The 23730-nt window shown below is 46.7% G+C and carries 25 protein-coding genes; 14 read left to right on the top strand and 11 right to left on the bottom strand.

The features are described from left to right. Nucleotides 1-245: 245 nt before the first annotated feature. On the bottom strand, nt 246-1718 hold the full coding sequence (locus QUB64_RS01935) for a site-2 protease family protein (RefSeq protein ID WP_333273823.1): 1473 nt from the start codon (nt 1716-1718) through the stop codon (nt 246-248). 30 nt (nt 1719-1748) lie between these two features. Here QUB64_RS01935 and QUB64_RS01930 point away from each other — a divergent pair, with 30 nt between their 5' ends. The 7 genes from QUB64_RS01930 (at nt 1749) to QUB64_RS01900 (ending at nt 8659) form a co-directional block, all read left to right on the top strand. Next, nucleotides 1749-2423: an MBL fold metallo-hydrolase gene (locus QUB64_RS01930; RefSeq protein WP_333274071.1), complete on the top strand. Its 675-nt coding sequence runs from the start codon at nt 1749-1751 to the stop codon at nt 2421-2423. A gap of 265 nt (nt 2424-2688) precedes the next feature. Further along, nucleotides 2689-3249, top strand: coding sequence for a sugar O-acetyltransferase (locus QUB64_RS01925; protein ID WP_333273825.1), 561 nt, complete (start codon nt 2689-2691; stop codon nt 3247-3249). Nucleotides 3250-3438: 189 nt separating this feature from the next. After that, the gene (locus QUB64_RS01920) at nt 3439-3903 is read left to right on the top strand and encodes a hypothetical protein (RefSeq protein WP_333273827.1); all 465 of its coding nucleotides are present in this window, start codon (nt 3439-3441) and stop codon (nt 3901-3903) included. 335 nt (nt 3904-4238) lie between these two features. After that, complete coding sequence (locus QUB64_RS01915; RefSeq protein WP_333273829.1) at nt 4239-6740, top strand: ATP-binding protein; 2502 nt, start codon at nt 4239-4241, stop codon at nt 6738-6740. A 304-nt stretch (nt 6741-7044) separates the two neighbouring features. Further along, nucleotides 7045-7626 carry a manganese efflux pump MntP gene (locus QUB64_RS01910; protein ID WP_333273832.1) on the top strand — a complete coding sequence of 194 codons (582 nt, stop codon included), beginning with the start codon at nt 7045-7047 and terminating at the stop codon, nt 7624-7626. Nucleotides 7627-7628: 2 nt separating this feature from the next. Then, a complete protein-coding gene (locus QUB64_RS01905) occupies nt 7629-7868 on the top strand; it encodes a hypothetical protein (protein ID WP_333273835.1) in 240 nt (79 codons plus the stop codon). 236 nt (nt 7869-8104) lie between these two features. Next, nucleotides 8105-8659 carry a glutathione S-transferase family protein gene (locus tag QUB64_RS01900; protein WP_333273838.1) on the top strand — a complete coding sequence of 185 codons (555 nt, stop codon included), beginning with the start codon at nt 8105-8107 and terminating at the stop codon, nt 8657-8659. A 322-nt stretch (nt 8660-8981) separates the two neighbouring features. Here QUB64_RS01900 and QUB64_RS01895 read toward each other — a convergent pair whose 3' ends face one another. From QUB64_RS01895 to QUB64_RS01885, 3 genes are all read right to left on the bottom strand, one after another. Further along, the gene (locus tag QUB64_RS01895) at nt 8982-9119 is read right to left on the bottom strand and encodes a photosystem II reaction center protein K (protein ID WP_068815178.1); all 138 of its coding nucleotides are present in this window, start codon (nt 9117-9119) and stop codon (nt 8982-8984) included. Between the two features lie 47 nt (nt 9120-9166). Then, the gene (gene tgt / locus QUB64_RS01890) at nt 9167-10312 is read right to left on the bottom strand and encodes a tRNA guanosine(34) transglycosylase Tgt (protein WP_333273840.1); all 1146 of its coding nucleotides are present in this window, start codon (nt 10310-10312) and stop codon (nt 9167-9169) included. A 436-nt stretch (nt 10313-10748) separates the two neighbouring features. Continuing rightward, the gene (locus tag QUB64_RS01885; protein WP_333273842.1) at nt 10749-11198 is read right to left on the bottom strand and encodes a hypothetical protein; all 450 of its coding nucleotides are present in this window, start codon (nt 11196-11198) and stop codon (nt 10749-10751) included. 259 nt (nt 11199-11457) lie between these two features. Here QUB64_RS01885 and cobS point away from each other — a divergent pair, with 259 nt between their 5' ends. Next, complete coding sequence (cobS, locus tag QUB64_RS01880) at nt 11458-12255, top strand: adenosylcobinamide-GDP ribazoletransferase (RefSeq protein ID WP_333273845.1); 798 nt, start codon at nt 11458-11460, stop codon at nt 12253-12255. 68 nt (nt 12256-12323) lie between these two features. Here cobS and QUB64_RS01875 read toward each other — a convergent pair whose 3' ends face one another. Further along, complete coding sequence (locus QUB64_RS01875) at nt 12324-14384, bottom strand: WD40 repeat domain-containing protein (protein ID WP_333273847.1); 2061 nt, start codon at nt 14382-14384, stop codon at nt 12324-12326. A 255-nt stretch (nt 14385-14639) separates the two neighbouring features. Between QUB64_RS01875 and QUB64_RS01870 the strand changes: the two genes are divergently transcribed. Beyond that, nucleotides 14640-14939, top strand: a complete 300-nt coding sequence (locus QUB64_RS01870; RefSeq protein ID WP_333325381.1) for a hypothetical protein — start codon at nt 14640-14642, stop codon at nt 14937-14939. Between the two features lie 303 nt (nt 14940-15242). Here the strand turns inward: QUB64_RS01870 and QUB64_RS01865 are convergent, their stop codons facing one another. Further along, nucleotides 15243-16991, bottom strand: coding sequence for a hypothetical protein (locus QUB64_RS01865; protein WP_333273854.1), 1749 nt, complete (start codon nt 16989-16991; stop codon nt 15243-15245). A gap of 411 nt (nt 16992-17402) precedes the next feature. On the opposite strand from QUB64_RS01865, the gene QUB64_RS01860 reads away from it, so the two are divergent. The 3 genes from QUB64_RS01860 to QUB64_RS01850 all read left to right on the top strand — a co-directional run bounded on the left by QUB64_RS01860 (nt 17403) and on the right by QUB64_RS01850 (nt 18893). Beyond that, on the top strand, nt 17403-17633 hold the full coding sequence (locus QUB64_RS01860) for a hypothetical protein (RefSeq protein ID WP_333273857.1): 231 nt from the start codon (nt 17403-17405) through the stop codon (nt 17631-17633). 47 nt (nt 17634-17680) lie between these two features. Further along, entirely contained in the window at nt 17681-17896 is a 216-nt protein-coding gene (locus tag QUB64_RS01855) for a hypothetical protein (RefSeq protein ID WP_333274074.1), read from the top strand. A 568-nt stretch (nt 17897-18464) separates the two neighbouring features. Next, on the top strand, nt 18465-18893 hold the full coding sequence (locus QUB64_RS01850; protein ID WP_333273859.1) for a leucine-rich repeat domain-containing protein: 429 nt from the start codon (nt 18465-18467) through the stop codon (nt 18891-18893). Between the two features lie 46 nt (nt 18894-18939). Here the strand turns inward: QUB64_RS01850 and QUB64_RS01845 are convergent, their stop codons facing one another. The 5 genes from QUB64_RS01845 to QUB64_RS01825 form a co-directional block, all read right to left on the bottom strand. Then, complete coding sequence (locus tag QUB64_RS01845) at nt 18940-19341, bottom strand: MgtC/SapB family protein (protein ID WP_333273863.1); 402 nt, start codon at nt 19339-19341, stop codon at nt 18940-18942. A 103-nt stretch (nt 19342-19444) separates the two neighbouring features. Continuing rightward, nucleotides 19445-20101 (bottom strand): hypothetical protein, encoded by a 657-nt coding sequence (locus tag QUB64_RS01840; RefSeq protein WP_333273866.1) that lies wholly within the window; start codon nt 20099-20101, stop codon nt 19445-19447. Nucleotides 20102-20134: 33 nt separating this feature from the next. Then, entirely contained in the window at nt 20135-20416 is a 282-nt protein-coding gene (locus QUB64_RS01835) for a hypothetical protein (RefSeq protein WP_333273869.1), read from the bottom strand. Between the two features lie 454 nt (nt 20417-20870). Further along, on the bottom strand, nt 20871-21836 hold the full coding sequence (locus QUB64_RS01830; RefSeq protein WP_333273872.1) for an N-acetylglucosamine kinase: 966 nt from the start codon (nt 21834-21836) through the stop codon (nt 20871-20873). Nucleotides 21837-21912: 76 nt separating this feature from the next. Beyond that, nucleotides 21913-22269: a zinc ribbon domain-containing protein gene (locus QUB64_RS01825; RefSeq protein WP_333274077.1), complete on the bottom strand. Its 357-nt coding sequence runs from the start codon at nt 22267-22269 to the stop codon at nt 21913-21915. 216 nt (nt 22270-22485) lie between these two features. Between QUB64_RS01825 and QUB64_RS01820 the strand changes: the two genes are divergently transcribed. Both QUB64_RS01820 and QUB64_RS01815 read left to right on the top strand, forming a co-directional pair. Further along, entirely contained in the window at nt 22486-22812 is a 327-nt protein-coding gene (locus QUB64_RS01820) for a phasin family protein (protein WP_265235356.1), read from the top strand. Nucleotides 22813-23078: 266 nt separating this feature from the next. Next, the gene (locus tag QUB64_RS01815) at nt 23079-23666 is read left to right on the top strand and encodes an FKBP-type peptidyl-prolyl cis-trans isomerase (RefSeq protein WP_333273874.1); all 588 of its coding nucleotides are present in this window, start codon (nt 23079-23081) and stop codon (nt 23664-23666) included. Nucleotides 23667-23730: the final 64 nt, after the last annotated feature.

Raw genomic sequence — 23730 nt, 5'->3', positions numbered from 1 at the left:
CTGATGACTAATGACTAATGACCTGTTTGGCCAATGCCCAATGCCCAATGCCCAATGCCCAATGCCCAATAACTAATGACTGATGACTAATGACTAATGACTAATGACTGATGACTAATGACTGATGACTGATGACTAATGACTAATGACCTGTTTGGCCAATGCCCAATGCCCAATGCCCAATGCCCAATGCCCAATAACTAATAACTAATGACTAATGACTAATGACTAATGACTAATGACTTCTAAACATTTAACCACTGAACGAGTATCTTGGGTGCTGGCAACAAAATAATTAACAAAAGCCCGATCGCCAGCAACCCCAAAAAATCCCGGCGATCGTCCAATTCACTGACATCATTCAACGCAGGTTCGTCGTTGAGGGGCGTCAAAAACAAAATAATTGCCCACAGCAGCAAACCCTGTTCCAAAAAAGCCAGCAGCAGCATACAAAGTCTAGCAAATTGCCCGATCGCCATACTCGCCCGCTGGCCGAACATCGCGTGTACAATGTGTCCGCCGTCGAGTTGTCCCACAGGCATTAAATTAAAGGCTGTCACGATCAAACCCAAATAACCCGCCACCGCTACCGGATGCAAATCAATCGCTGTTTGTGCATTGAAAGCGCCGCCCAAGGTTAATTTGCTCAACAAAGTCATCAGCAGCGAAAATTTCGGACTAAAAGAATCAAAATTTAACATTCCCGACTTGTTAGACAGCGGTACAATTGTCGAATGATCCAAACCCCAAATCAACAACGGCACTGTCGCGACTAAACCCGCCAGCGGGCCGGCAATACTGATGTCAAATAAAGCTCGGCGGTTGGGAATTGGACTCCGCATTTGAATGAAAGCGCCAAAAGTTCCTAAGAAAAAAGGAACCGGAATAAAATAAGGCAAAGTCGTGCGAATTTTGTAGAATCTGGCAGCTAAATAGTGACCAGATTCGTGAATCCCCAAAATTGTAATCAGAGCCAGCGAGTAAGGCAAACCCTGGAGCAACATATACGGGTTGGACTGCAAAAATTTTTCAGTAACTCCGGCAATTTTCGAGCCAACAATTGTAGTTGTAAATACCGTAATCAGCACCAAAGCTAATGCAAAAAATGGCCTACTTATAGATGCGGTTTTGACCGAAGATTCCGCGGATTGGTGGCTGGGATTGGGAACTATGGCAAAAAAAGGTTGACCGCTCAAGCTATTTTGAAATATGACTAAAAAGCGATCGCCAAAATGCTGCTCCACATTCTCCCGAATCGCCTGATAAGCCGCCTCCGGGTTCGTGCGCAACTGTCCCCGACAAATGACAGCCTGCGGCCGAAATTCCAAATCTCGCAAACAAAAAATTGACCAAGGAAAACAATCGCGCAAGCTTGCTTCTTCCTCGGAATCGATCGGGCGCAGGGGCGGTTTTGGCTCTGTCGGTTCACTCCCAGAGCCTGCTACCTGCTCAGGCGTGGAGGCGATAATTTCCTTGCGCCCCAACTGTACCAAAAACCAGTACAAAAAAGGGCAAACCAGAAAAGGTATAATTACCAACTCGGGCGGTACTTTTTTGCTCGCGCCGTTAACTAAAAGCCAACCGCTCCAAATCAGCGCCGGCGCCATCATTACCAGCCACAGCAGCCATACCGGAGTTCGCGTGATGCGGCTGGTGCTGCTCTGCAACAAGTAGTAAGATATCCACCCCAATACCAGCAACCATAGTAAAAAGAACATAATATTTATTCCATGCCTCTCAATACTTCCTTGAAACAACAGAGTTCAGTCTCCAAACAGCCCAAGCTCGTGCTGGCAAATATTTTTGCTTTCCCACCTAACCGGGATACCCTGGGTGCGACAGCTTATTTCATTGTAGAAAACGAATCGAACATCCTGGTAGATTGTCCCGCTTGGGATGAGATTAACCTAGCCTTTTTGCGGGAAAACGGCGGCGTGCGGCTGCTGTTTCTCACCCACCGCGGCGCTATCGCCAAGGCGCGGGAGATTCAGGAAGCTACGGGCTGCGATATCCTGATTCAAGAGCAGGAAGCTTATTTGCTCCCCGGATTGAAGCTGACGGTTTTTGAGCGAGAATTTTCTGTGAGCGATCGCATAAAAGTATTGTGGACTCCCGGCCACTCTCCTGGTTCATCTTGCCTTTATGATACTGGCAGCAGTGGAGTGTTGTTTACCGGCAGACACTTGTTACCCAACCGAGAAGGCGCCCCGACACCGCAGAGAACGGCAAAAACTTTTCACTGGCCGAGGCAAATTAACAGCGTCCAGTCAATTATCGATCGATTTTCGGCCTCAACTCTGCAATATATCTGCCCCGCTGCGAATACTGGTTTTTTGCGCGGAAAAGGATCGATCGATCGAGCTTTTGAACAATTAACCAATCTGGATTTAACAGTTTGTTTGCAGTCCAAGCCCGAACCCTAAATGTATCGTGTACCATCAAAAAAAGGTTTGATATCGTGTCCGCTCGATCGATCGCAATAAAATTCGTTCGTTGTGCGTCCTGGCGTCCGCAGAATGAAAGCGGACGCCAGGACGCACTACAAACCCTTTTTGTTATGCTAATTAACTGGACATGATATGACGCCCGAATTATAGCGGTAAGGTGCGCCGAGGGACACCCGATATTATTCAGTCTCTTAGAGAGGGACGAAAGTTTGTATAGTGGTAGTTTAAACCGCCGAGGCTTATGGAAAAAACCGAAAAACAAAAAATGCTCGCCGGCGAATTGTATTTAGCAGCAGACGAGCAATTAATTGCCGAGCGCCAGCGAGCCCGCCGCCTCGCCAGAATCTACAATTCTACCCGCGAAGACGAACCCGAGAAACGGTTAGAAATCCTTGCCGAATTGTTCGGTGCAATCGGCCAAAAAATTGAAATCGAGCCGCCTTTTTACTGCGACTACGGCAGCAATATTTATGCGGGAAACGGATTGTACATGAATTTTGGCTGCGTGATTCTCGACTGCAATCGAGTTAACATCGGCGAAAATTTGCTGTGCGCCCCCAACGTACAAATTTACACCGCTTTTCATCCCACCGATCCGAAAATTAGACTTTCTGGCCGAGAGCTCGCCGCTGAAATTAATATTGGTAATAATGTTTGGATTGGCGGCGGGAGTATCATTTGCCCGGGAGTCACTATTGGCGACAATAGCACGATCGGCGCAGGCAGTGTTGTTGTCAAAGATATTCCCGCAAACGTCGTGGCGGCAGGGAATCCTTGCCGAATTATCCGGCATCTACCTTGATGTGGTACGATCGACTCACTGGCGCGATCGGCTTTTTGGAGCTTTACACAAAAATTTTAGAGACTAGAACCGCCAGTTTGAGATTTTTCAGGTAAAATCCCCGGAAAAATCTGCGGCAAAAATCTCAAATCTCAAATCTCAAATCGCTTAATTTCTCCCTCCAGGTTTCCCCACTACCAAGCTTTTCTTATGACGACTGCAACAGTTTATCCCAGCGCACCCGAACTCGGCACCGACGACTACATAGCAGTGGGTTTAGCCACCTGCTTCATCAAAGAAGAAGGCGAAGTTCATCAAGTAAAAGTAATCGAACCTATCCCCTCAGCAGCTTTGCAAGCAATTGTCAAGGGAATTCCCACATCTTATGAAATGGCTTGGGGGACGACTTTAGGATCGATACTCGACGGCGAATCACCTAAAAGGCTGCCGGAATTCCCCGCCGAAGCTCAGTTTAGCGAAGAATTTGGCTTTCGGGCGATCGCCGCAGCCCGCACTTACAAAATCCGCCCCGAGGCTCAAGTACACATTCCCTTAGGAACAGTTCGCAACGACTTTACCTATTCCTTAGAACGCAAAAGAGTGCTCAACACCGAGCGCGTCATTCGCACTGAAGACAATGTGAAACAGCACGAACACACTCACAAGGTTCTTTAAACAAATCGCCCAACAGCAGCAATTTAGCAGCGAAAATAATTTTGAGTTTTGAGTTTTGAATTAAAGATTTAACAAATTTTTAGTTGATTAATAACTCAAAACTTTTAATATTTTATGATTGAGGCAACGCCATAGATCTCAAGGTAGGTGCGCGCTGCGCATCTTGCCCAATTGACATAAATTACTAATAACAGTTAACAAAACTATTAACTTGTTGAATAATTAAATTGTTGAATAAATATTGTACTTTCTCAAAAACATGGTACAATCTGATTCCAGTCAGACAAGGTGAGCCGGCCGGCGGGAAAAAATTAAAAAATCCCCGCAATTAGTGAATGCTAGTAGTTTCAGACTACTGGGAGGCGGGCGAGTTCATCGCAGGTGAGCTGAGAATTTCAATCTCACAAATTGGTCAAACCATGCGAAGCTTTGCGAAAGTGAAGTGGTGGAAATTAACTCAAATATTGCCAGCGAGATTTAAGGGCGAATACGATATTCGCTACAAAATCTCGTTGTTAATTTTGGGCCTAACAATTCTGGCAGCTAGCATTGCTGCTTCTATCAGCTATCAAAGCGTGCGCAGCTTAATTATTAACAATTTAGAGCGAAATGCTTTGTTAGAAGTTAAGGAGCGCGGTAACAAGATCGATCGCTGGATTGGCACTAGAAAGACAGAGATCGAAACCCTCGCCAACACTCCTCCGGTGCGATCGATGAATTGGTCTGTGGCAGGGCCATATTTAAAATCGGAAGTAAATCGACTGCAAGATTTCAAACATTTTGCATTGATTGAACCCGACGGTTCTTATTTTACCACAAAAGTCGGCAGAGCTTTGATTAATGTTAGCGATCGCCAACACTTCAAAAAGGCAATGGCTGGGGAAGTCTATGTTTCAGATCCTACCATTTCTCGCACGCTCAAACAACAAAGTATTGTTCCCATTTCGGCTCCAGTGTGGTCAAATTCGGCAAATTCTCTGGAGAAAACAACCTCCAAGCCGATCGGAGTAATGAACGGTGTCATTAGCATCGAGCGAATTGCGGAAGTAGTAGGAAAGCTGGAATATGGGGCAGGAACTTACGCTTTTGTACTCAATTCTCAAGGAGTGCCGATTGTCCATCCCGACGCTCGGTTAATGGGAAATATCGACAAAGCCACTCCCAGTTTTTTAGAGTCCGCAGATACTAATTTGGCAAATGTAACCAGGGAGATGGTTTATCAAAAAACGGGCATTATACTGACTCAAATCAACGACGCCAGAGTTTATGTTGCCTATCTTCCCCTAGAACAAGCTGAATGGTCGATCGCCCTGGTAATTCCCAGCGACAATCTCGAAAAAGAACTGTTCGCCTTAAATATATTAGCAGCAGCAGCCACCGGACTGACCGCCACAGCTATTTTGGCAGCAATGACGACACTGGAGCTGTTAGCGCAAAAGCGCATCCGCACTCGCGCAGAAGCCCTGATCCACCGATTGACAGGCCGCATTCGTGCTTCCTTGGATCTCGATCGCATCCTGCAAACTACAGTAGACGAACTCGGTACCTTGCTAAAGCTCGAGCGAGCAATTTTCGGCTGGTACGACCCCCGACAAGATACTGTAGAATTTTGCTGGGAATATTGCCGGGAAGGTTTACCGGGGCGCTTGGGAATCTTTGGCGATCGAGCAGGGCCCTCTGGAGATTTAGCTGCACGGCTGCATCGGTGCGAAACGATACTTCTCAAGAAAACCTCCGCCCCTGATGCCACAGAGTCTCAGGAAGTGGCGCATCTCGAACTCACAGACAGCCACTACGCAGCCGTACCCGTACTGACTCAGACTAATCGGTTGGGATATCTGTTCGCCACTGCTAATCGGCGGTTTGCGACACTCGACGAAGTGGAAGTTTTGGAAACAATTGCAGACTCACTGGCGATCGCAATTTCCCAATCCCAACTCCACGGGCAAATTCAAGAAGAACTCAAACTTTTGGAAGAAGTATTAGCCCAACTCAGAAGAACCGAAGAGCATTTAGTACAAAGCGAAAAAATGACAATAGTCGGTCAACTCGCCGCCGGAATTGCCCAGGAAATTAACAACCCAATTAACTTTATTTACGGCCGCCTGATTCACGTCAACGATTATCTCAAAGATTTGCTGAATATACTTCGCCTTTATCGCGAACAATATCCCGAACCAGTGCCGGTAATTGTCAAACAAATAGAGACCTTCGACCTAGATTTTATCAGCGAAGACTTGCCGCAAATTCTCAACTCTCTGAAAATAGGAACCGATCGCATTCGCCAGATAGTCCTGGCTTTGCGGAACATTTCACTTCCAGACGAAGCCAACAAAGAACGCGCCAACCTTCACGAAAGCATCGACAATATTCTGCTGCTGCTCGCTCACCGACTGGATCAAAAAATCTTAGTAGTCAAAGAGTACAGCAACCTGCCACCAATTTTGTGTTATCCCGGTCAACTGAGCCAAGTCTTCGCAAATATCCTCAGCCATGCGATTGATGCTGTTACAAGCATTCACAAATTCGATCAAACTATTACAATTAAAACAGATATTGTCGAGCATTCTACAGGTAGGTTTATTGCAGTATCCATCGCCCACAACGGCTCCCGAATTCCGCCGGAAATTCAACACAGAATATTTGACCCGTTTTACCATACTAAATCCTTGAAAAATTTTACAGGATTGGGGCTGTCGGTTTGCTATAAAATTATTGTAGAATTGCACGGCGGCCGGCTCACAGTTAAATCTCCAGTGCCATCTCAAATTCTCTCTCAAATTCTCTCTCAAACTGGGGGCGGAGCTGAGTTTATAGTAGAATTGCCGATCGTTTGAACTCGTTTCCCGCAGCATTAAATGCGGTCAAAATTCCTGACAGGGCGATCGCAGCGTTAACCCGTGCAGTAATCTCAGCAGCAATGGTTGGTACGGTCGAGATTGCGGCATCCTGAATTCTACTACTTGATAAATAGTCTGCTATATAATACAGCTAATCGTGGCATTTTTCAACAGTCAATCGTGAAACAAATGTGACTTAAAAATGAATGAATTATGAAATATCGCAGTTTTACTAAAGTTTAGTGTAAACTAAAACAGTCGATGAGAATATTTTACTGATAACATCTCAGAGTTAACAAAAATGGATGCAGGCACTACCGTCTTCCTTTCCTTGGGATTAGCAGCAGATGCTTTTGCTGTTGCTGTTTCTAGCGGTTTAGCAATCAAACACATGAAAGTCAATAAAGCTTTAAAAATCGCCTTATTTTTTGGCGGCTTTCAAGCTTTGATGCCAGTCATTGGATGGTTGATTGGTCTCAGTTTTAGTTCTTGGATTACACCGCTCGACCATTGGATCGCTTTCGGGCTGTTGAGCTTCATTGGCGGTAGAATGATTTACGAATCGCTGCAAAGTGAAGAATGCGAGAAAAAGTTCAATCCCTTAGATACGGGGACTTTGATAACGCTGTCGGTGGCGACGAGTATCGATGCCCTCGCCGTTGGCATCGGATTTGCTGTTTTGAAAGATGCGATCGCTCCGGCGGTGACTGCGATCGGATTTATTACTTTCTTTTTAGCCTTCGCAGGCGTGTTTATCGGTCACAAGTGCGGCAACTTGTTTGCGAATAAAATTGAGATTTTGGGTGGAGCAATTTTGATTTTTATTGGCAGCAGAATCTTGTTTGTGCACTTGACAGAAGTGCCATTGGTCATTGGTCATTAGTCATGGGGCATGGGGCATGGGGCATGGGGCATGGGGCATGGGGCAAACAGGCCAAACAGGTCATGGGCCAAACAGGTCATTGGGCATTGGGCAAACAGGCCAAACAGGTCATGGGGCAAACAGGCCAAACAGGTCATTGGTCATTGGTCATTGGTCATTTTAGCCTGAGCGAAGCCGAAGGCTGGTCATTGGCCAAACAGGCCAAACAGGTCATTGGTCATTCGTCATTGTACGCACCGTAACATCAGCAGTCTCTGAGGGTTCTAATTTCCAATTGCCAATTCCCAATCAACAATTCCCAATCAACAATTACCAACTACCAATTACCAACTACCAATGACTAATGACTAATGACTAATGACTAATGACTAATGACTAATGACTAATGACTAATGACTAATGACTAATGACTAATGACAAATGACTAATTCCCCAAAAATGCTATAACAGCAATATTGCATTAAAGGATAAAAATTCCGTGCTAAAACTTTACGGCCAAGGTCGCAGCAGGGCGTCAATTGTCAAGTGGTATCTCGAAGAAATTGCGGTTCCCTATGAATTCGTCCTGCTGGATATGCAAGCAGGGGAACACTTGCAGCCTGAGTTTCTTGAAATTAACCCGATCGGCAAAGTACCGGCAATTGTGGACGGAGATTTTAAACTTTGGGAATCCGGGGCAATTTTGCTGTATTTAGCTCAAAAATATGGTAAGATGCCGGAGACTTTGGAGCAGCAAGCCCAAATCGTGCAGTGGGTCATCTTTGCTAACGCTACTCTCGGCCCGGGAATATTTGTTGAAGCCAGCCGGGAACGCGAAACCCCGAAAATGTTAGAACCGTTAAATCGCATCTTTGAGAAACAGCCGTTTTTAATGGGCGATGAATTCGGTGTCGCTGACGCAGCAGTCGGGTCAATGTTGATCTACATTCCGATGATGCTACAACTAGACCTCAGTGCTTATCCGGCTGTTTTAGATTACATGAAGCGGATCTCGGAAAGACCGGCTTTCAAAATTGCGATCGGCGGAAGTTGAATGAAGAAGGAAGAGGGCATTAGTGTCAACTTAGGATCGGGAATTAAATAATTTACACAAGTTTGTGGGATGGGCGGGAGAGCCCGTCATGAAGGGACGGGCGTCTCGCCCGTCCCACAAGAATAAAAGTGTAAGTTATTTAATTTTCATTCCTTAACATCTTATGTAGCGCCAGACTACTCTTTGACGCCACAGCCCAGATCCCCCCTAGCCCCCCTTGAAAAAGGGGGGGACAAGAGTATTTTCTGGCGTCCCCACAAAACTTAACAGCTAAAATCAGGGGCCATTGGTGAATTGCCCCTGATTTTTAATGAAATCAAACTTATCTGAACCCGACAGCCGCTTGCCAGACAAAAGCCAGCAGCAAGAAAAACACGGGAATCACTGGCAAAACATTAACCAAAGGGTCAAAGATCGCATAAGCCTCGGGCAGTTTAGCCAACAGTAATGCAGCTTCCATGAATCAACCTACCTATCCAACACAATTTTCATAATTGTCGCATATCTTTACCCACAGGACGATCGCGATCGATCGACAGTTGGTGCCAGCCAGTGGGCAAACTCTTCAGTAAATCGATCGGCCAAAATCGCCTCCCGCATCCTCCCAGTAAAGCGAATCAACTCCGTTACGTTGTGCAGCGCTAGCAAAGTATAGCTGAGTGCTTCCTTCGCGCGCGCCAAATGTGCCAAATAAGCCCGACTGAATTTTTGGCAGGTATAGCAAGGACAAGACTCATCCAGCGGAGCAAAATCCTCGCGAAACCGAGCATTTTTCAAATTCCAGCGTTCCCCGCGCACAAAAGCTGTCCCGTGACGGCCCAGGCGAGTCGGAATCACGCAGTCAAACATATCTACGCCGCTGGCCACAGCTAAGGCCATTTCGCGATAGGTGCCAATCCCCATCAAATAACGCGGTTTATTTGCAGGTAACAAGGGCGCAGTAACTCTCACAATCTCTGCAATCAAATCCCCCGATTCGCCGACGCTCACCCCGCCGATCGCATAACCGGGCAAATCTAAATCTACCAACTGGTTCGCGGCGCGCGATCGCAAATCTGGAAAAACACCCCCCTGGACGATGCCGAACAAAGCTTGCTCCGGGCGCGAGTGAGCTTGCATACAGCGTTGCAGCCAGCGGTAAGTGCGATTTGTCGCCGCCTCCACCTCGTCCCGTGTAGCGGGGTAAGGCGGACACTCGTCAAAGGCCATAATCACGTCAGCGCCTAACTCGTTCTGAATTTCGATCGACTTTTCCGGCGTTAAATTAATGATGCGGCCATCGCGGGGAGCTCGAAAAGTCACTCCATTCTCCGAAATAGTCCGCATTTGGCTCAAGCTAAACACTTGAAAGCCGCCCGAATCTGTGAGAATCGGGCCGGGCCAAGCCATAAATTTGTGCAATCCGCCGGCGCCTGCGACAATCCGTTCCCCGGGCTGCAAGTGCAAGTGATAAGTATTTGCCAAAACCATTTGAGAACCCGCGTCCTCAAGATGTGCCGGCGTCAAGGTTTTGACATTAGCCAACGTCCCCACAGGCATAAATTTAGGCGTTTCCACAATACCGTGGGGAGTGGCAAAAACTCCTGCACGTGCTTGGGTATGGCTGCAATTAGCCTGACATTTAAAAGAAAATCTCGCCTTGTCTTCAGTCATTAGTCACCGTCGATCGTTAACCGCTACTGGGCAGTCGTTGTTATCTAACCTATTGTTGATGACATCGCGACCAAAAACTCACAACCTCGCCCAAAAACGGATACAAGCCCCCGCAGGGCTGTAGTGGAGGGCAAAAAATTTTAGACCCTAGTTCCTGCTCCCAGATTCATCAGAGCGAGTCAATCTAAAATCGAAAAATGGAAAATCTCAAATCTAAAATCTTTTAGACCCTTACAAGCCCCCGCAGGGCTGTAGTGGAGGGCAAAAAATTTTAGACCCTAGTTCCTGCTCCCAGATTCATCAGAGCGAGTCAATCTAAAATCGAAAAATGGAAAATCAAAAATCTTTTAGACCTTAGTTCTACCTCCCAGATTCACGGCGCTGCGAGTCAATCTAAAATCGAAAAATGGAAAATCTAAAATCGACTGACTGACGATTAAAATGGGGAATCATCCTCATCCAATTGCAGATCCCAGTTGCCTGATAGTACCTGATCGACAACTGCATCCAAAGCCGCAGCATTTAAATTCCGGGCGACTTGCTCTTGCAAAGGATTGGACAGGGGAATTAACCGCAACTGCCGTCCCTCTTGAATCAGGTCAAAATAAGCACCTTCTTCAGGAGACTGTTTCAGTTCCAGGTAATCAAAACTATATACGTTCAAATAAAGCGCGTGGTTGGCAATCAGGGTAGAACGATCGGGGTTGGCGAAGACTTCGAGCACATAACCTTCCCCTTCGCTGTAAATCTTGCCATCTTGTATGTGAAGGTAGCGGACACGTCCTAAATCAAACAGCAATCTTTTGATATCGCGCTTGTTGACGACAATGCCAGTATCGATGATACAAGGAGCAACTACCCTGTTATTCAATTGGTCGTGACTCATGGAGCAAAAGCCTCTGTTGTAGTATGTTCCCGTCTAGGAAATCATGGAGTTAGCTAGAATTCTGGATACGGGAAACGCGGGTAGTGAGTTTAGCCATTTGAGATTGGGAGCTTCGGGATCGCTGCCGGCAGAGGTTTTCCGGGGAAAAGAGCTCGGGCAGGAGGAATACCCGATCCAAAGGACTTGGGTGTTACAGTTCCAATTCTGGCACACGCTAATGAATTAGCAACCGCATACAAGATGAAAAATTTTCTATCTTATGATGGATGATAAATTGGTTCGCTCTACGATCGACTTTTTCCGGAAGCAAGGTGCTGCCATTGCAGCCGCGGTCGCTTTTTATACTTGTTTGCCGGTGCCGATGTCTTGGACTTTGGAGTTTCGGGGCATTGCTCGCTTGGCACCGGCGATCGGGCTTTTGATTGGCGGGATGCTGGGACTGGCGGATCTGGGGTTGCAGTTGTTGGGAATGCCTGCTTTAACTCGATCGGCCTTAGTAGTAGTTTTGGGCATCGCCGTGACTGGCGGGCTGCACCTAGATGGGGCAATGGACGCGGCCGACGGGCTGGCTGTACCAGACCCCGTGCGCAGGCTGGAAGTGATGCGGGATAGCGTTACAGGGGCTTTTGGGGCGATGGCTGCGATCGCGATCGTCCTGCTCAAAACTGTCGCTCTCTCGGACTTGAGTAACTATCGGTGGTTGGCTTTGATGGGTGTGGCGGGTTGGGGGAGGTGGGGCCAACTGGTGGCGATCGCCCGCTATCCGTATCTCCGCCCGGAGGGTAAGGGAGCTTTTCATAAAGAATCGATTTACTCTCCGTTTGATTTGATCCCAGGAATGCTGTTGCTGCTGAGTTTGAGCGTGCTGCAAGTTGTCTTAGAGGGCGATCGGTGGCTGTTGGCGGTGGGGATGGCTTTGGGGGGAAGTGCGATCGGAATTTTTGCCGGTGCTTGGTTTAACTACCGTTTGGGGGGTCACACGGGGGATACTTACGGTGCTGTAGTTGAGTGGACGGAGGCTTTGTTGCTGTGTCTGTTGGCCGCCTTGCAAGGTTAAAGATGCAATGTTTGCATTTTTTGCTTGCGCTTTTTGGTGGAGAGTGCCACATCTACCCAACAAAAACTTTACGGCACTCCCCACACTACGAGCTCCCCATCACCACCACTAACAATAGTTTGCCCATCCAGGCTGATGGCTACCGATTTAACCTCATGTGAATGTCCTTCAAGAGTTTTGATCAATTCCCCGGTGTGCAGGCTCCAGACTTTGATAGTGTTGTCATCACTTCCACTCACAAGAGTTTGTCCAGATGGGCTGATTGCGACGGAATTAACTGAGCGTGAATGCCCTGCAAAAGTTCTGCTCAATTCCCCTGTGTCCAGATTCCAGACTTTGATGGTTTTGTCGTAACCCCCACCCCCACTGACAAGGGTTTCCCCATCCGGGCTAATGGCTATGGAACTAATTAAATCTGAATGTCCTGCAAGAGTTCTGATCGATTCCCCGGTTTCCATATTCCAAACTTCGATGGTGTTGTGGCAATCTCCACTAACCAACGTTTGCCCATCCGGGCTGATGGCAACGCAATTAACCCCGTATGAATTTCCTACAAGGGTTTTGCTCAATTCCCCTGTGTGTAGATTCCATACTTTGATGGTGTCCCAACCGCCACTAATCACAGTTAGCCCATTCGGAGTGATGGCAATAGAATTAACCTGGTGTGAATGTCCTTCAAGAGTTCTAATCAATTCCCCTGTGTCCAGATTCCAGATTTTGATGGTTTTGTAACTCCCACTCACCAAAGTTTGTCCATCCGGGCTGATGGCTACGCAATTAACTCCGTTTGAATGTCCTTCGAGAGTTCTGATCGATTTCCTGGTTTCCATATTCCAGACTTTGATGGTTTTATCCCAACTTGCACTCACAAGAGTTTGCCCATCTAAGCTGATGGCTACGGAATTAACTACGTCTGAATGTTCGACAAAAGCTCTGATTAATTCTCCCGCGTGCAGATTCCATATTTGAATATTGCCCCGACCCCTACTAACAATAGTTTGCCCATCTGTGCTGATAGATACGGAAGAAGCCGACTTTAAATGTGCTTCGAGAGTTCTGATTAATTTGCCGGTTTCCAGGTTCCAGACTTTGATACTTTTGTCCCAACTCGCACTCACAATAGTTTGCCCGTCCGGGCTTATGACTGCGGAATTAACGCTCATTGAATGTCCTGAAAGGGTTCTGTTTAATTTTCCAGTGTGCAGATTCCATACTTTTATAGTACGGTCTCCACTCGCACTCACAATAGTTTGCCCATCCGGGCTGATTGCAATGGAATAAACTAAGTTTGAATGTTCTGCAAGCGTTCTGATTAATTTGCCGGTTTCCAGATTCCAGACTTTGATAGTTTTGTCCAAACTCGCACTCACCAAAGTTTGTCCATCCGGGCTGATGGCGACGGATTTAACCTCGTCTGAATGTCCTGCAAGAGTTCTGATCCATTCCCCAGTGTGCAGATTCCAGACTTTGATATTGTCCCCACTCCCACTCACAATAGTTTGCCCATCTGTGCCGATCGCTACGGAATAATTTAAATCTCCTGCAAAAGTTCTGATTAATTCCCCAGTGTCCAGGTTCCAGACTTTAATATTGTCCCAACCCCCACTTACAAGAGTTTGCCCATCCGAGCTGATGGCAACGGAATAAACTACGTGTGAATGTCCTTCAAGAGTTCTGATCAATTCCCCTGTGTCCAGATTCCAGACTGTGATTGTTTTGTCGTCACTTGCACTAACAATTGTTCGTCCATCTGGGCTGATAGCGACGGAATTAACCGAACTTGAATGCCAACCAAAATTACTTTTATACAAGCGCTCAAAAAGTCGCCAGGGATTGTACTCTTGTAAAATCTGTTTAACCCTCGGCTCTGCCCTTTCTCGCAATAGCCGATATGCAGCCTTTTCTACCTGGTCTGATTCATCCTGCAAAGCCCGAATCACCAAGTCTAAACCAGCTTCTCCATACTTGAGCGCATCAGAAACAGCAGCAATTCGTTGCTCGATAACTGCACTCGCCAAGCGCCTCTTGACACCTTCGATACCTCCCAAAACAGCCGCGTCTGTTGGTATTGAGGATTGACCGCCAAGGACGGCATCGTATTCTCTAGGCCGATCGCGATTTTGTGTCATAGCACTTTTATCTGTTTGCTAGTCGATAAACCTTGGCTAAACTTAATAAACATTATTGAAGCTTTTAGCGAGCTTAAATTAATTTATTTAAATAAAAAAATTACAGACCAACTACATTACTTATTGAAACTCTTGCTTTAGTTCCGAATCCTAGAATAGGCGGACATCCGAACTCGCATCTGATGTATTTTATCCTGCCGGCTGCTAATTGCTGCGTTAAATTATATAAAGCCAACCTCAATTTTTGTGAAAGCTATGGAATACTTGATTGCTGCGATCGTCCTCGGAATGCTGGTTTGGGCTGGGATCGAGATTGTGCAAACAGTCCGCAACTGGGAACCGAATCAGTCCGAGTTTAACAAAAAGATGCAAGCCGAAATGAGCCAGTACGAGGCTAATTGTTTTGTAGCTGATAGGGCGATCGACTCTGGGGCGCAAACAGTCGAACACGCACTCCACGCCAGCCACTGCGCCGCCGAAGCCGCCGCTTGTGAAACTGCTCCAAGTGCGATCGCCCATGCCGTAGAAAGCTTATCGCACCTGCTGCACCATTAGCACAAGATTTGCGATATTAGTTAGGCTAAAAAAACCGGGTTTCTGCGACAAATTTCGGTTGAGTACGAAAAATAAGGGAAGAAACCGGGTTTCTCTAATTTCTATCGTTGGGTGGCGAGAAACCGGGTTTCTGCGACAAATTTCGGTTGAGTACGAAAAATCTAGAAAGAAACCCGGTTTCTGAGATTAGCGTGCACCCAGACTTTGTAGGTGGCGAGAAACCGGGTTTTTCATCTAATCTCTCTCGCTGTAATTGAAATGAATGGAAAATGCCACAGCAAACTTTCCATTCATTCTCACTGTTTACGCTTTCGGCTCAACCCAAACCGTCATCCCCTCAACCCTCAAACCTTTGCCGCGAGTGCCACAATATTGACCGTTAGAACCAACAGGAGTATCGCCCACATTTTGAATGTGAGCGGTGTAAAATACATCGTAATTATCAGCTTGCACCCCAGTCAGCCGTGCTGCAAAGCCTTCAATGCGCTTGGCTTTACCCCGGAAACCGGCTAATTCCCCTTCCTCAATCCAAGCAGTATCGCCAACTCCTTCAACGTGAGCCATGTACTGCAAATTTAAACCGGGAACCGGAGGCTCTATTTTAATTTGAAAACCTTCGACGCGGCGGCCTTGAGCTTTGGTACCGGCGTATTCTCGATCGCTAAAAGTGCGATCGCCAATTCCTTGAATGTGCGCCAACACTTTTAAACCCACAGGCGCCGCAACTTGGGAACTCGCAGACGGCGCGATCCAAACCTTGATGCCTTCTATTCTCAAAGCTTTGCCGCGAGTGCCACAATATTCGCCGTTCGAGGACACGTTGGTGTCGCCGATATTCTGAATGTGAGCGCTATAAAATACGTCATATTTATCAGCTTGCGGCCCGCTCAACCGCACGGCAAATCCTTCAATTCGTTTCGCTTGACCCCGAAAACCCGCTAATTCTCCTTCGCTAATCCAAGGAGTATCGCCAACACCTTCGACGTGAGCCATGTACTCGACTTTTAAGCCGGGAATTGGTGGCTCGATATTAATTAGAAATCCTTCGACGCGCCGCCCTTGAGCTTTTGTACCGGCGTATTCTTGAGCACCGAAAGTTCGATCGCCAATTCCCTGAATGTGCGCCAAAACTTTCAATCCCAAACCGCCCTCTACTGGCACTTGTTGAATCTCGCGAGGTGCCCCAAAGACAATGTTTCCGGAGCCCCTTGTTTGGAGGGACTTCGGTACTTCCACGCTGGGAACGATAATCACCTCGTGCATGGGGGCCGTCGCGGCGGGGGATTCCAAAATCTGGATTTGTGGCGCAACTGCAACTTGTTTCGGGGCGACATTTCCCGACGGGATGATAATCACTTCGGGCAGAGGTTGGGCGCTAATTTTTGGTTCTGCCGCTGTTTTGACTGCGGGTTCGACTTTCACAGGGGCTGCTTTTACCATCTCAGTAATGGTTAATTTACCTCTGGAAATGGCGACGGCTATTTGTTTCCCAAAAGCGGCGCTGACTGTTTCTTCGAGGATCACCCACTGTTCGTCATCTAATTTGTCTTGCTGTTCGACTAAGGCGAGCACTGCTGCAACTGGGTGTTTCCCGCTGATTAAGGATTCTGCGTCGGAATGCAGTTGAGTCGGGGTTGATTCGGAAATCGCGCGGTGCAGTTCGCGGGATCTGGCATGAACTGATTGTAAGGGCGCGAAGTCGCTTTGTTCGCGATGGGCGATCGCCAATACTCGATCGAGCACTTTCAAAGCTGCGTCGCGAATTTCTGCTTTACCTGCGCTCGATGCAGCAGTCTCGACTAAGTTTTGAATGTCTTTGATAGAAGTAATTTCCCCCGGTGCGAGGGCGGATTTGTTGAGATCCAGAGCTTTTTTTTGGACTTCTGCAAAGTTGCGACTGTAGGCGGCAATTTCTTGCAGTAAGCTGTCGGAAGGAGGAAGGCCGGAGTCTTGCAGTTGTTTAGCTGCTCTTGACAGGCGATCGGCTAAATTAGCATAAGTTTCCGATAATCGGGCTATTTGTTGTAGCAAATCTTTATGTGCTGCTTCCATAGGTCTTGCCGTAAATATTTAACTTGCTGATTATAGACGGTGAGAGCCTTCTGAAGGTAGAAGGCAGTAGCTAGCAGTCATTAGTCATCAGTCATTAGTCCCAGAGAAGAAGAAAAATGCTCCCCCTCTTTACCCGCTAGCGACTTGTCCACTCGCGTAGCCGAAGGAAGCCGAAGGAAGCCCACTCTCCTCCTATTCCACTCCCCCACTCTCCCCTTTCCCACTCCCCCACTCTCCCACTCCCCCCTGTGATCGCCGTCACACCCGTGCAATTACTTAGTCACACTCTGGGACTCCGGCTGTCACGGCCGGCCCCTAAAAATGTCACACAAATAGAGCAATAGCCGTCACTGCGGAGTCAGTTAAAACCGTTGATACTGAGGGTATTCAACAATAAAACTCAAAAGTGTGATGGTAATGATTCGCGACCTGGCCCAACAAGCTCTGACTCTAGGTTATTTAACTCTTGAAGCCGAAAATCAACTGCGGCGGATGTTAACTACTACCAAGTATGACTTGGAAGACTTAAATGCTTTTATGAATTTGCAACTAGCAGCTATGTCCGGTTTGGTGAAACAAGAGTCTCGCGAGCTGAAAGAATTTGAAATCTTTGGCGAAACCGCCTCGGAAACTTCCTGTTAGTCAGTAGTGGGCTTTTGATACATTCAATTTTAGTAAGGAACATTTCGATCGTGCTGATTCGTGAAGTTGTAAAACAAGCTATTGACGCTGGATATCTTAGTTTGGAAGCGGAAAATGAAATGCAGCATATTTTTTCCTCATCGAAGTGTGATTTGGAAGATTTGAATGCTTTTATGAGCTTGCAGTTAGCTGCGATGGCGGGTCGCGTCAGGCAAGAGTCTTTGGAATCGATTAATTTGCCAAAAATTTATGAACAAAATTAATCAACTTTATTCAGTCATCGGGCTGGATAGAGCTTAATTTTTACGCTCAAAAACCCACTTATGCGATCGTTGAAACGCCTCAAATTTATCTAATGATTAGTCTGAAAAATCTTGCTATTTGAACTCGATGGCTATTAATTGACATCAACTCAAAAATTCGCGATTCGCGACAAGAGTGAAACCCGGTTTCTTCCTCGATTCTCGTGACGGGAGAGCAAAAATCGTAGAAACCGGGTTTCTAGCCCTATGCACCTCAACCATCAAACTGTATGAACGAGTGGCGAGAAACCGGGTTTTTACAGCAATACACAGGTTGCAGCCCGCAGATTCGGTTAAAAACCCGGTTTCTTGCGTCGGAGTGCATAACTCCTAACAAATTTAAAAAAAATCTTGGCAATAATTGCTTTTTATCCAACAATATTTGAGCGACTAATTACACAAAAAAACGTACTTGTGTCATTGCGAACTCTTTGCTTTGCAATCGCAACCCTCGATCGGAACAGTTGCGTAAGTCATGTTATTATGGCTGAAATTAGGAAATTTTGATAAAAATCAGGAAAACTGCCAAATGTTAGAAAAGCTTTTAGGTAATAATAGAAATTTGCCCAGGATTGGGAAGCGGTATGCTTGGCAATGTATTGTCTTCAGTCTGTGTTTAATTATAATTCTTGGCGGATACAGATTACCGGAGGCGCTCGGACAGCAAACACCGACAGCCAACTACAGAACTTTTATCGATTGGTGCACCAATAAAGCTAATCTGAACCCAGAGGCTAGACGTACTGTTGATTTGTTGTTGGAGCAAGCTGAAACTAATGAGTGCGAACCAGCAAACCAGAAGCTTTCAAGTTTAGATAACCTCTACCTCAACAGCAATAATATATCAGACATTACACCCCTGAAATCTCTCACCAAACTAACTTACCTCAGCCTCGGCGGCAATCCGATCGCAAATCAGACTTGTCCCATCAAACCAGAGTCTATCTGTAACTTTTAACGGCTGCCAAAGAGTACACAAGCCACCGTATTTTCACGGAGATAGATTATTTCCGATGACTCCGACGCTCTAACTCTTTAATTACTCTCAGAACAAACAGCGACATAAAAGCGCCAATTAATGCAAGTTGCCATAACCCGCATCCTGCCGCAGTTCCTAAAGCTGCTGATACCCAGATAGCGGCGGCAGAGGTGAGTCCGTGAACTTCAGCTTTCCCTGCTTCTTGCTGATTTTGCCGCAGGATTTCTCCGCCTCCCAAAAACCCAACCCCGGCAGCAATGCCTTGAATTACGCGCTCGATCGCATCTCGTCCATTTTCATTTTTACCTATTGCCAGCGGTATTAAAACAAATAGCGCAGAACCCATACTTACGAGCATATGAGTTCTCAATCCCGCTGGTTTGTGTCTGAGTTGGCGCTCCCATCCAATAATTCCGCCAACAAACATGGCCAAGCACAACCTTAATAGTATGCCTAGCCAATTATCGGGAGACCACAAGTTTGCGATCGACAATGTTTTGCTGCAAATAATTAATCGGAAGATTCTAATATTACCGCAGCACGATGTCCGATCGCAATCTCACTGATAAATCTTCTTCCGGGCGAATCACGATCGCGTCAAAACTGCGCCGCCCCAACAATACTCCCGCTAATGCGCCGATCCCAGCGCCGCCCAATACTTCTTCAGTGGCGATCGCCTTGTCGCCGGTAATGCCTGCTAGGGCTGCTGCTGCTGCTGCACCCAATGCTGCACCTTGCGCTACGGAACCTGTGCCGGCACCTTTTTGAACTCTTTCGGTTCTGGTAATAACTCCCGAATAGCCATCAATCCGATAGCGTTGGCGGCGGCTGACAATTAACTCTCTGGCAACAAATTGAGTACCCCTTTGATTGCCACTTCTGACAGGTCGCAATTCCCCGACAATTTGGCTACCTGCGGGGATTAATACTCTTCCTCGATCTGTGCGGATGTCTCGCGCTACTGTTAGTGTTAAAGGTGCAGTTTCTTCGGTGGTGACAACAATTTTGTCTTTTTCATAGCTAACTGGAATTACACTACCAGACGGAATTCGGATGCTATCAAATTGTGAAATTCGTTGTTGAGCTGATGCGGGAGTAGCTACCACCAGGGGCGCGCTGGTTGCAACTGTAATTCCCACTGCGAGAATTGCTGCTGTTGCTGAACGCCATTTTTGAGAAGTAATCATATAATTTGTCTCCTTGTTTTGGTTTTGTTTTACTTAGGAATGTACTACTGCTAAATCTGTTTGTGGTTTCGCATTCATTTGATGTTTTAATGATGGCAGGCCCGAATTCTGCCAGTTGGGAAGATAAGGTAGATAATCAAGAATTTTAAATTTTGGCAAAATTGAGAAAATCGACCTGACTGGGGCGATCGGGAAGATAAGGAAGATAAAGGAGAGATTTGGATTCATCCTCCCCTTAGCAGCTAGCAATTCAGTCATGGACGCACCCGAACCAAGAAACCGGGTTTTTGAACCGAACTTGAGGGTTTTGGGCAAATATTTTGGTAAAAAACCCGGTTTCTGGTCTCAGAGTGCGATCGCTAACTAAGGAATGAGAATTAAATAACTTACCAGAAAGAATTGGTTTAAAGCCTATCCCTTATAGGGATAAATTAAAAGAAGACTATTCATTACTCCAATCCTCTTCCTTCTAGGTAGAGGTCGCTGTTAATTGTCAACTGTCAAGCGGTCAACTTACAATTTGATGGTTCTTGTGGGATGGGCGGGGGAGCCCGTCCCACAAACTTGTGTAAATTATTTAATTCGCGATCCTAAGTTAGCAGTTAGCAGTTATAGTTCGCGATCGCACCAGAATCAAGAAACCGGGTTTTTGAACCGAACTTGAGGGTTTTGGGCAAATATTTTGGTAAAAAACCCGGTTTCTGGTCTCAGAGTGCGATCGCGAACTAAGTTAAGCTGAAATCCCAAAATGAAGCGTCAGGGGACGACCTTAAGACTTGAGAGCGTTTAAGGCTAACAATCCAGCACCGAAAGCTGGTTCGTATCGGGGCGAAATTACTTTAGCATTCGGGGCGATCGCACTTATGGCACTTTCAAACCTACCCCGGAAATTTGCCTCTGAGCCCCACACACCTCCGATGGTCACAATTTCAAATTCCTCTGTGGGGCTAAACAGCGCTGAAAAGGCTGTTTCTGTTGAAAATGTTAATTCTGCCACAGCACGACTAATAATGCCGTCAGCGACGCCATCGCCCTCTGCTGCGGCTCGATCGACAATCGGCGCTAAAGCTGAAATTTCTGTTACTCCCCAACCGCGCCGGTAAATGACTTCTACCAATTCTTCCAAGTTATTTAGAGCTAAATGCTGTTGAAATTTTTCCGCAAGCGCCGTAAACTCGGAGCGTCCGTCATAGAACTTCAAAGCAGCTTGCAAACCGGCAACAGCGATGTCATATCCGCTACCTTCATCGCCTAAAATATATCCCCAACCGCCGACTCGTTTAGTTTTCCCTTGACGGTTTTGGCCGAAAACAATCGAACCAGTTCCAGCAATAACGGCGATACCGACTGGATGGCCAGTACCGCCCACAAGTGCGATCGCGCAGTCGCTGCAAATTAGGATATTCCTCGGTAAGAGCGATCGGGTTACTGGTAAAGTATTCGTCAACTGCAAGTTCTGCACTACAAATTGCACTATTTCAATATCTTTTGGACGCCCGACGCCTGCTAGTCCCAGACAAATTGCTTCTATGTTGAGAGTGCTATCCGCCTCAATTTGAGCGGACAGAACTGCTCGTTCGATCGCCAATTGAATCGATTGTTTTGCTTTCTCAATTCCCTGGCTTTGATAATTTGACGCCCCTGCTTCCCCGCGTCCCAAAACAACGCTGTTTTCGTCCATTAAGACGCAGATAGTTTTAGTTCCGCCGCCGTCGATGCCGAATACGTAACTCATGGATAATTTAGAGAATGAACCACAGAGCAACCCCGACCGACGCAGATATCTCTATTCTACGCTTGATATAATTAGATTAAATGGACAAGGCAATGCTAATAATAATTAAACCAAATAAAGCCAACCAAACGACATTTCGCTGACACCAATTTTTGATTGATTGGGGCCAACCGCCACTGATATAACGGCTCGTCTGTGGTACCAGCGGCTCAGCTCGATCGTGATAAAGCGTGCATTCTTTGGCGAAGGGACGCTGCGGGTAGTTGCAGGTGTCGTCTTCGTGGTAAATACAGGTAGCGCACAGAAATTCTGCGGATGGCGATCGATAGAGCGGGATACCCGGATGACCGAAAGCTTTGAGAGGGGTTTTGCAATGCCCGCAGGCGATCGCTCGGGAGTCTACAGGTTGGTGACAGCGGGGACACTCAGGCATTGGACAGCAGGGTGGTGGGGTAATTTTGTCGGGAGGCTTCTTAGCGGGTTTTCCGAACGCCCATTGGCGGGTTAAACTCGCCAGCAGGCTGCTGGATGCTCCAAAATAGAAAGGTAGGTCAGTGCTGATGTAACTTAAATTGTACAAAGGGTTTCGCAGCGACCGCAGGCGACCTGAGCCGATCGGGTATTTTGGGGCAAACAGTAGGAAAAATCTATGGATAACAATAGCAACTTACTCAAACAACTGGTAATGCTGGGCATTGGTACTACCTCCCTGGTGGCGGAAAAATTGCAGGAAGCCAGCGAGCAATGGGTCAAAGATGGCAAAATCAATCCCGAGCAAGCCAAAACCTTTGTCGATGACGTGACTGAACATCTCAAGTCCGAGCAGGGAAATTGGGATACGCAGTTGCAGCGCCAACTCCGGAATATGCTGCAAGATATGGGCGTTCCCCGACAGTCGGAAATGGATGAGTTGCGCGGCAGGCTCGATCGTCTCGAACGTCAGATGCGGGATCTAGAAAACCGTAACTGGCGCTAAGGGCGATCGTCTTTTGCAAGCTTCGCTAACATCGGGCGATCGTAATTCGCTCCTATCTTGTGATAAGATTATCACCCGAAGGCAGAAGGCTCAAGAACCCAGAAAGTAAAATTACCAACATTCTGACTTGATACTTTTGCCTTTAAAATTAACTGGCACCCGCCATGTTTTGGCGGAAAAGTTCAGATAAAATTTTGTAGTTGTTGTTGTACTAGATGTCTTAGATATCTGAGATATCGCGTTTAAAAGTCTCAGGAGGATTAATTTTGCAAGGAATTCTGGTCAGCTTGGGAATAATGCTGGTTTGTTTTGTGTTTTTGATCGTCGCTCAAATGAGCGGCTATGTACCTACAGCAGTTGCCTCCGAAGTGAATAATCCTGTAACCGATGCTGCGCTTGAGATCCTCTCAGCGAAGTCTTTCACTGAAGATAGCTTGCTAGTAGCTGATGCTAATTTACCAAAAGAACCAGCTACTATCGCTGGCAATAACATGACTGATAATACTGAGAAAACTGTCACCACAGATTCAGGCTTGAAATATGTTGAATTGAAAGAAGGTGATGGGGCGACTCCAAAAACCGGTCAGACGGTTGTAGTGCACTACACTGGCACTTTGGAGGATGGCACGAAATTTGATAGTTCGCGCGATCGCAATTCTCCTTTTCAATTCAAAATTGGCGTCGGTCAAGTAATTAAGGGTTGGGATGAAGGTGTCGGTACAATGAAAGTTGGAGAACGCCGCAAGTTGATTATTCCCCCTGAACTAGGTTACGGTGCTCGCGGTGCGGGCGGGGTGATTCCTCCTAATGCTACGCTGATTTTTGATGTGGAATTATTGAAAATCGCTGGGTAGGTAGCTCAACCTAACTAAGCGTAAAACTTTTAAGCTGTTTGTAAACCCGGTTTTTGTATTAAGA

Origin of the sequence: Microcoleus sp. Aus8_D2, from assembly GCF_036702665.1 — a bacterium.
Lineage (GTDB): Bacteria > Cyanobacteriota > Cyanobacteriia > Cyanobacteriales > Microcoleaceae > Microcoleus.
The sequence above is the reverse complement of the archived record's forward strand: the minus strand, read 5'-3'. Positions and strand labels throughout refer to the sequence as shown.

What these genes read in the sequence shown, in the direction of transcription:
- QUB64_RS01860 (WP_333273857.1), top strand. Translation starts at nt 17,403, where the DNA reads ATGGTAATGATTCGCGACCTGGCCCAACAAGCTCTGACTCTAGGTTAT.
- QUB64_RS01825 (WP_333274077.1), bottom strand. Translation starts at nt 22,269, where the DNA reads ATGCCTGAGTGTCCCCGCTGTCACCAACCTGTAGACTCCCGAGCGATC.
- QUB64_RS01865 (WP_333273854.1), bottom strand. Translation starts at nt 16,991, where the DNA reads ATGGAAGCAGCACATAAAGATTTGCTACAACAAATAGCCCGATTATCG.
- QUB64_RS01935 (WP_333273823.1), bottom strand. Translation starts at nt 1,718, where the DNA reads ATGTTCTTTTTACTATGGTTGCTGGTATTGGGGTGGATATCTTACTAC.
- QUB64_RS01870 (WP_333325381.1), top strand. Translation starts at nt 14,640, where the DNA reads ATGGAATACTTGATTGCTGCGATCGTCCTCGGAATGCTGGTTTGGGCT.
- QUB64_RS01850 (WP_333273859.1), top strand. Translation starts at nt 18,465, where the DNA reads ATGTTAGAAAAGCTTTTAGGTAATAATAGAAATTTGCCCAGGATTGGG.
- QUB64_RS01840 (WP_333273866.1), bottom strand. Translation starts at nt 20,101, where the DNA reads ATGATTACTTCTCAAAAATGGCGTTCAGCAACAGCAGCAATTCTCGCA.
- QUB64_RS01910 (WP_333273832.1), top strand. Translation starts at nt 7,045, where the DNA reads ATGGATGCAGGCACTACCGTCTTCCTTTCCTTGGGATTAGCAGCAGAT.
- QUB64_RS01845 (WP_333273863.1), bottom strand. Translation starts at nt 19,341, where the DNA reads ATGTTTGTTGGCGGAATTATTGGATGGGAGCGCCAACTCAGACACAAA.
- QUB64_RS01895 (WP_068815178.1), bottom strand. Translation starts at nt 9,119, where the DNA reads ATGGAAGCTGCATTACTGTTGGCTAAACTGCCCGAGGCTTATGCGATC.
- QUB64_RS01925 (WP_333273825.1), top strand. Translation starts at nt 2,689, where the DNA reads ATGGAAAAAACCGAAAAACAAAAAATGCTCGCCGGCGAATTGTATTTA.
- QUB64_RS01820 (WP_265235356.1), top strand. Translation starts at nt 22,486, where the DNA reads ATGGATAACAATAGCAACTTACTCAAACAACTGGTAATGCTGGGCATT.
- cobS (WP_333273845.1), top strand. Translation starts at nt 11,458, where the DNA reads ATGATGGATGATAAATTGGTTCGCTCTACGATCGACTTTTTCCGGAAG.
- QUB64_RS01875 (WP_333273847.1), bottom strand. Translation starts at nt 14,384, where the DNA reads ATGACACAAAATCGCGATCGGCCTAGAGAATACGATGCCGTCCTTGGC.
- QUB64_RS01885 (WP_333273842.1), bottom strand. Translation starts at nt 11,198, where the DNA reads ATGAGTCACGACCAATTGAATAACAGGGTAGTTGCTCCTTGTATCATC.
- QUB64_RS01830 (WP_333273872.1), bottom strand. Translation starts at nt 21,836, where the DNA reads ATGAGTTACGTATTCGGCATCGACGGCGGCGGAACTAAAACTATCTGC.
- QUB64_RS01915 (WP_333273829.1), top strand. Translation starts at nt 4,239, where the DNA reads ATGCTAGTAGTTTCAGACTACTGGGAGGCGGGCGAGTTCATCGCAGGT.
- tgt (WP_333273840.1), bottom strand. Translation starts at nt 10,312, where the DNA reads ATGACTGAAGACAAGGCGAGATTTTCTTTTAAATGTCAGGCTAATTGC.
- QUB64_RS01920 (WP_333273827.1), top strand. Translation starts at nt 3,439, where the DNA reads ATGACGACTGCAACAGTTTATCCCAGCGCACCCGAACTCGGCACCGAC.
- QUB64_RS01905 (WP_333273835.1), top strand. Translation starts at nt 7,629, where the DNA reads ATGGGGCATGGGGCATGGGGCATGGGGCATGGGGCATGGGGCAAACAG.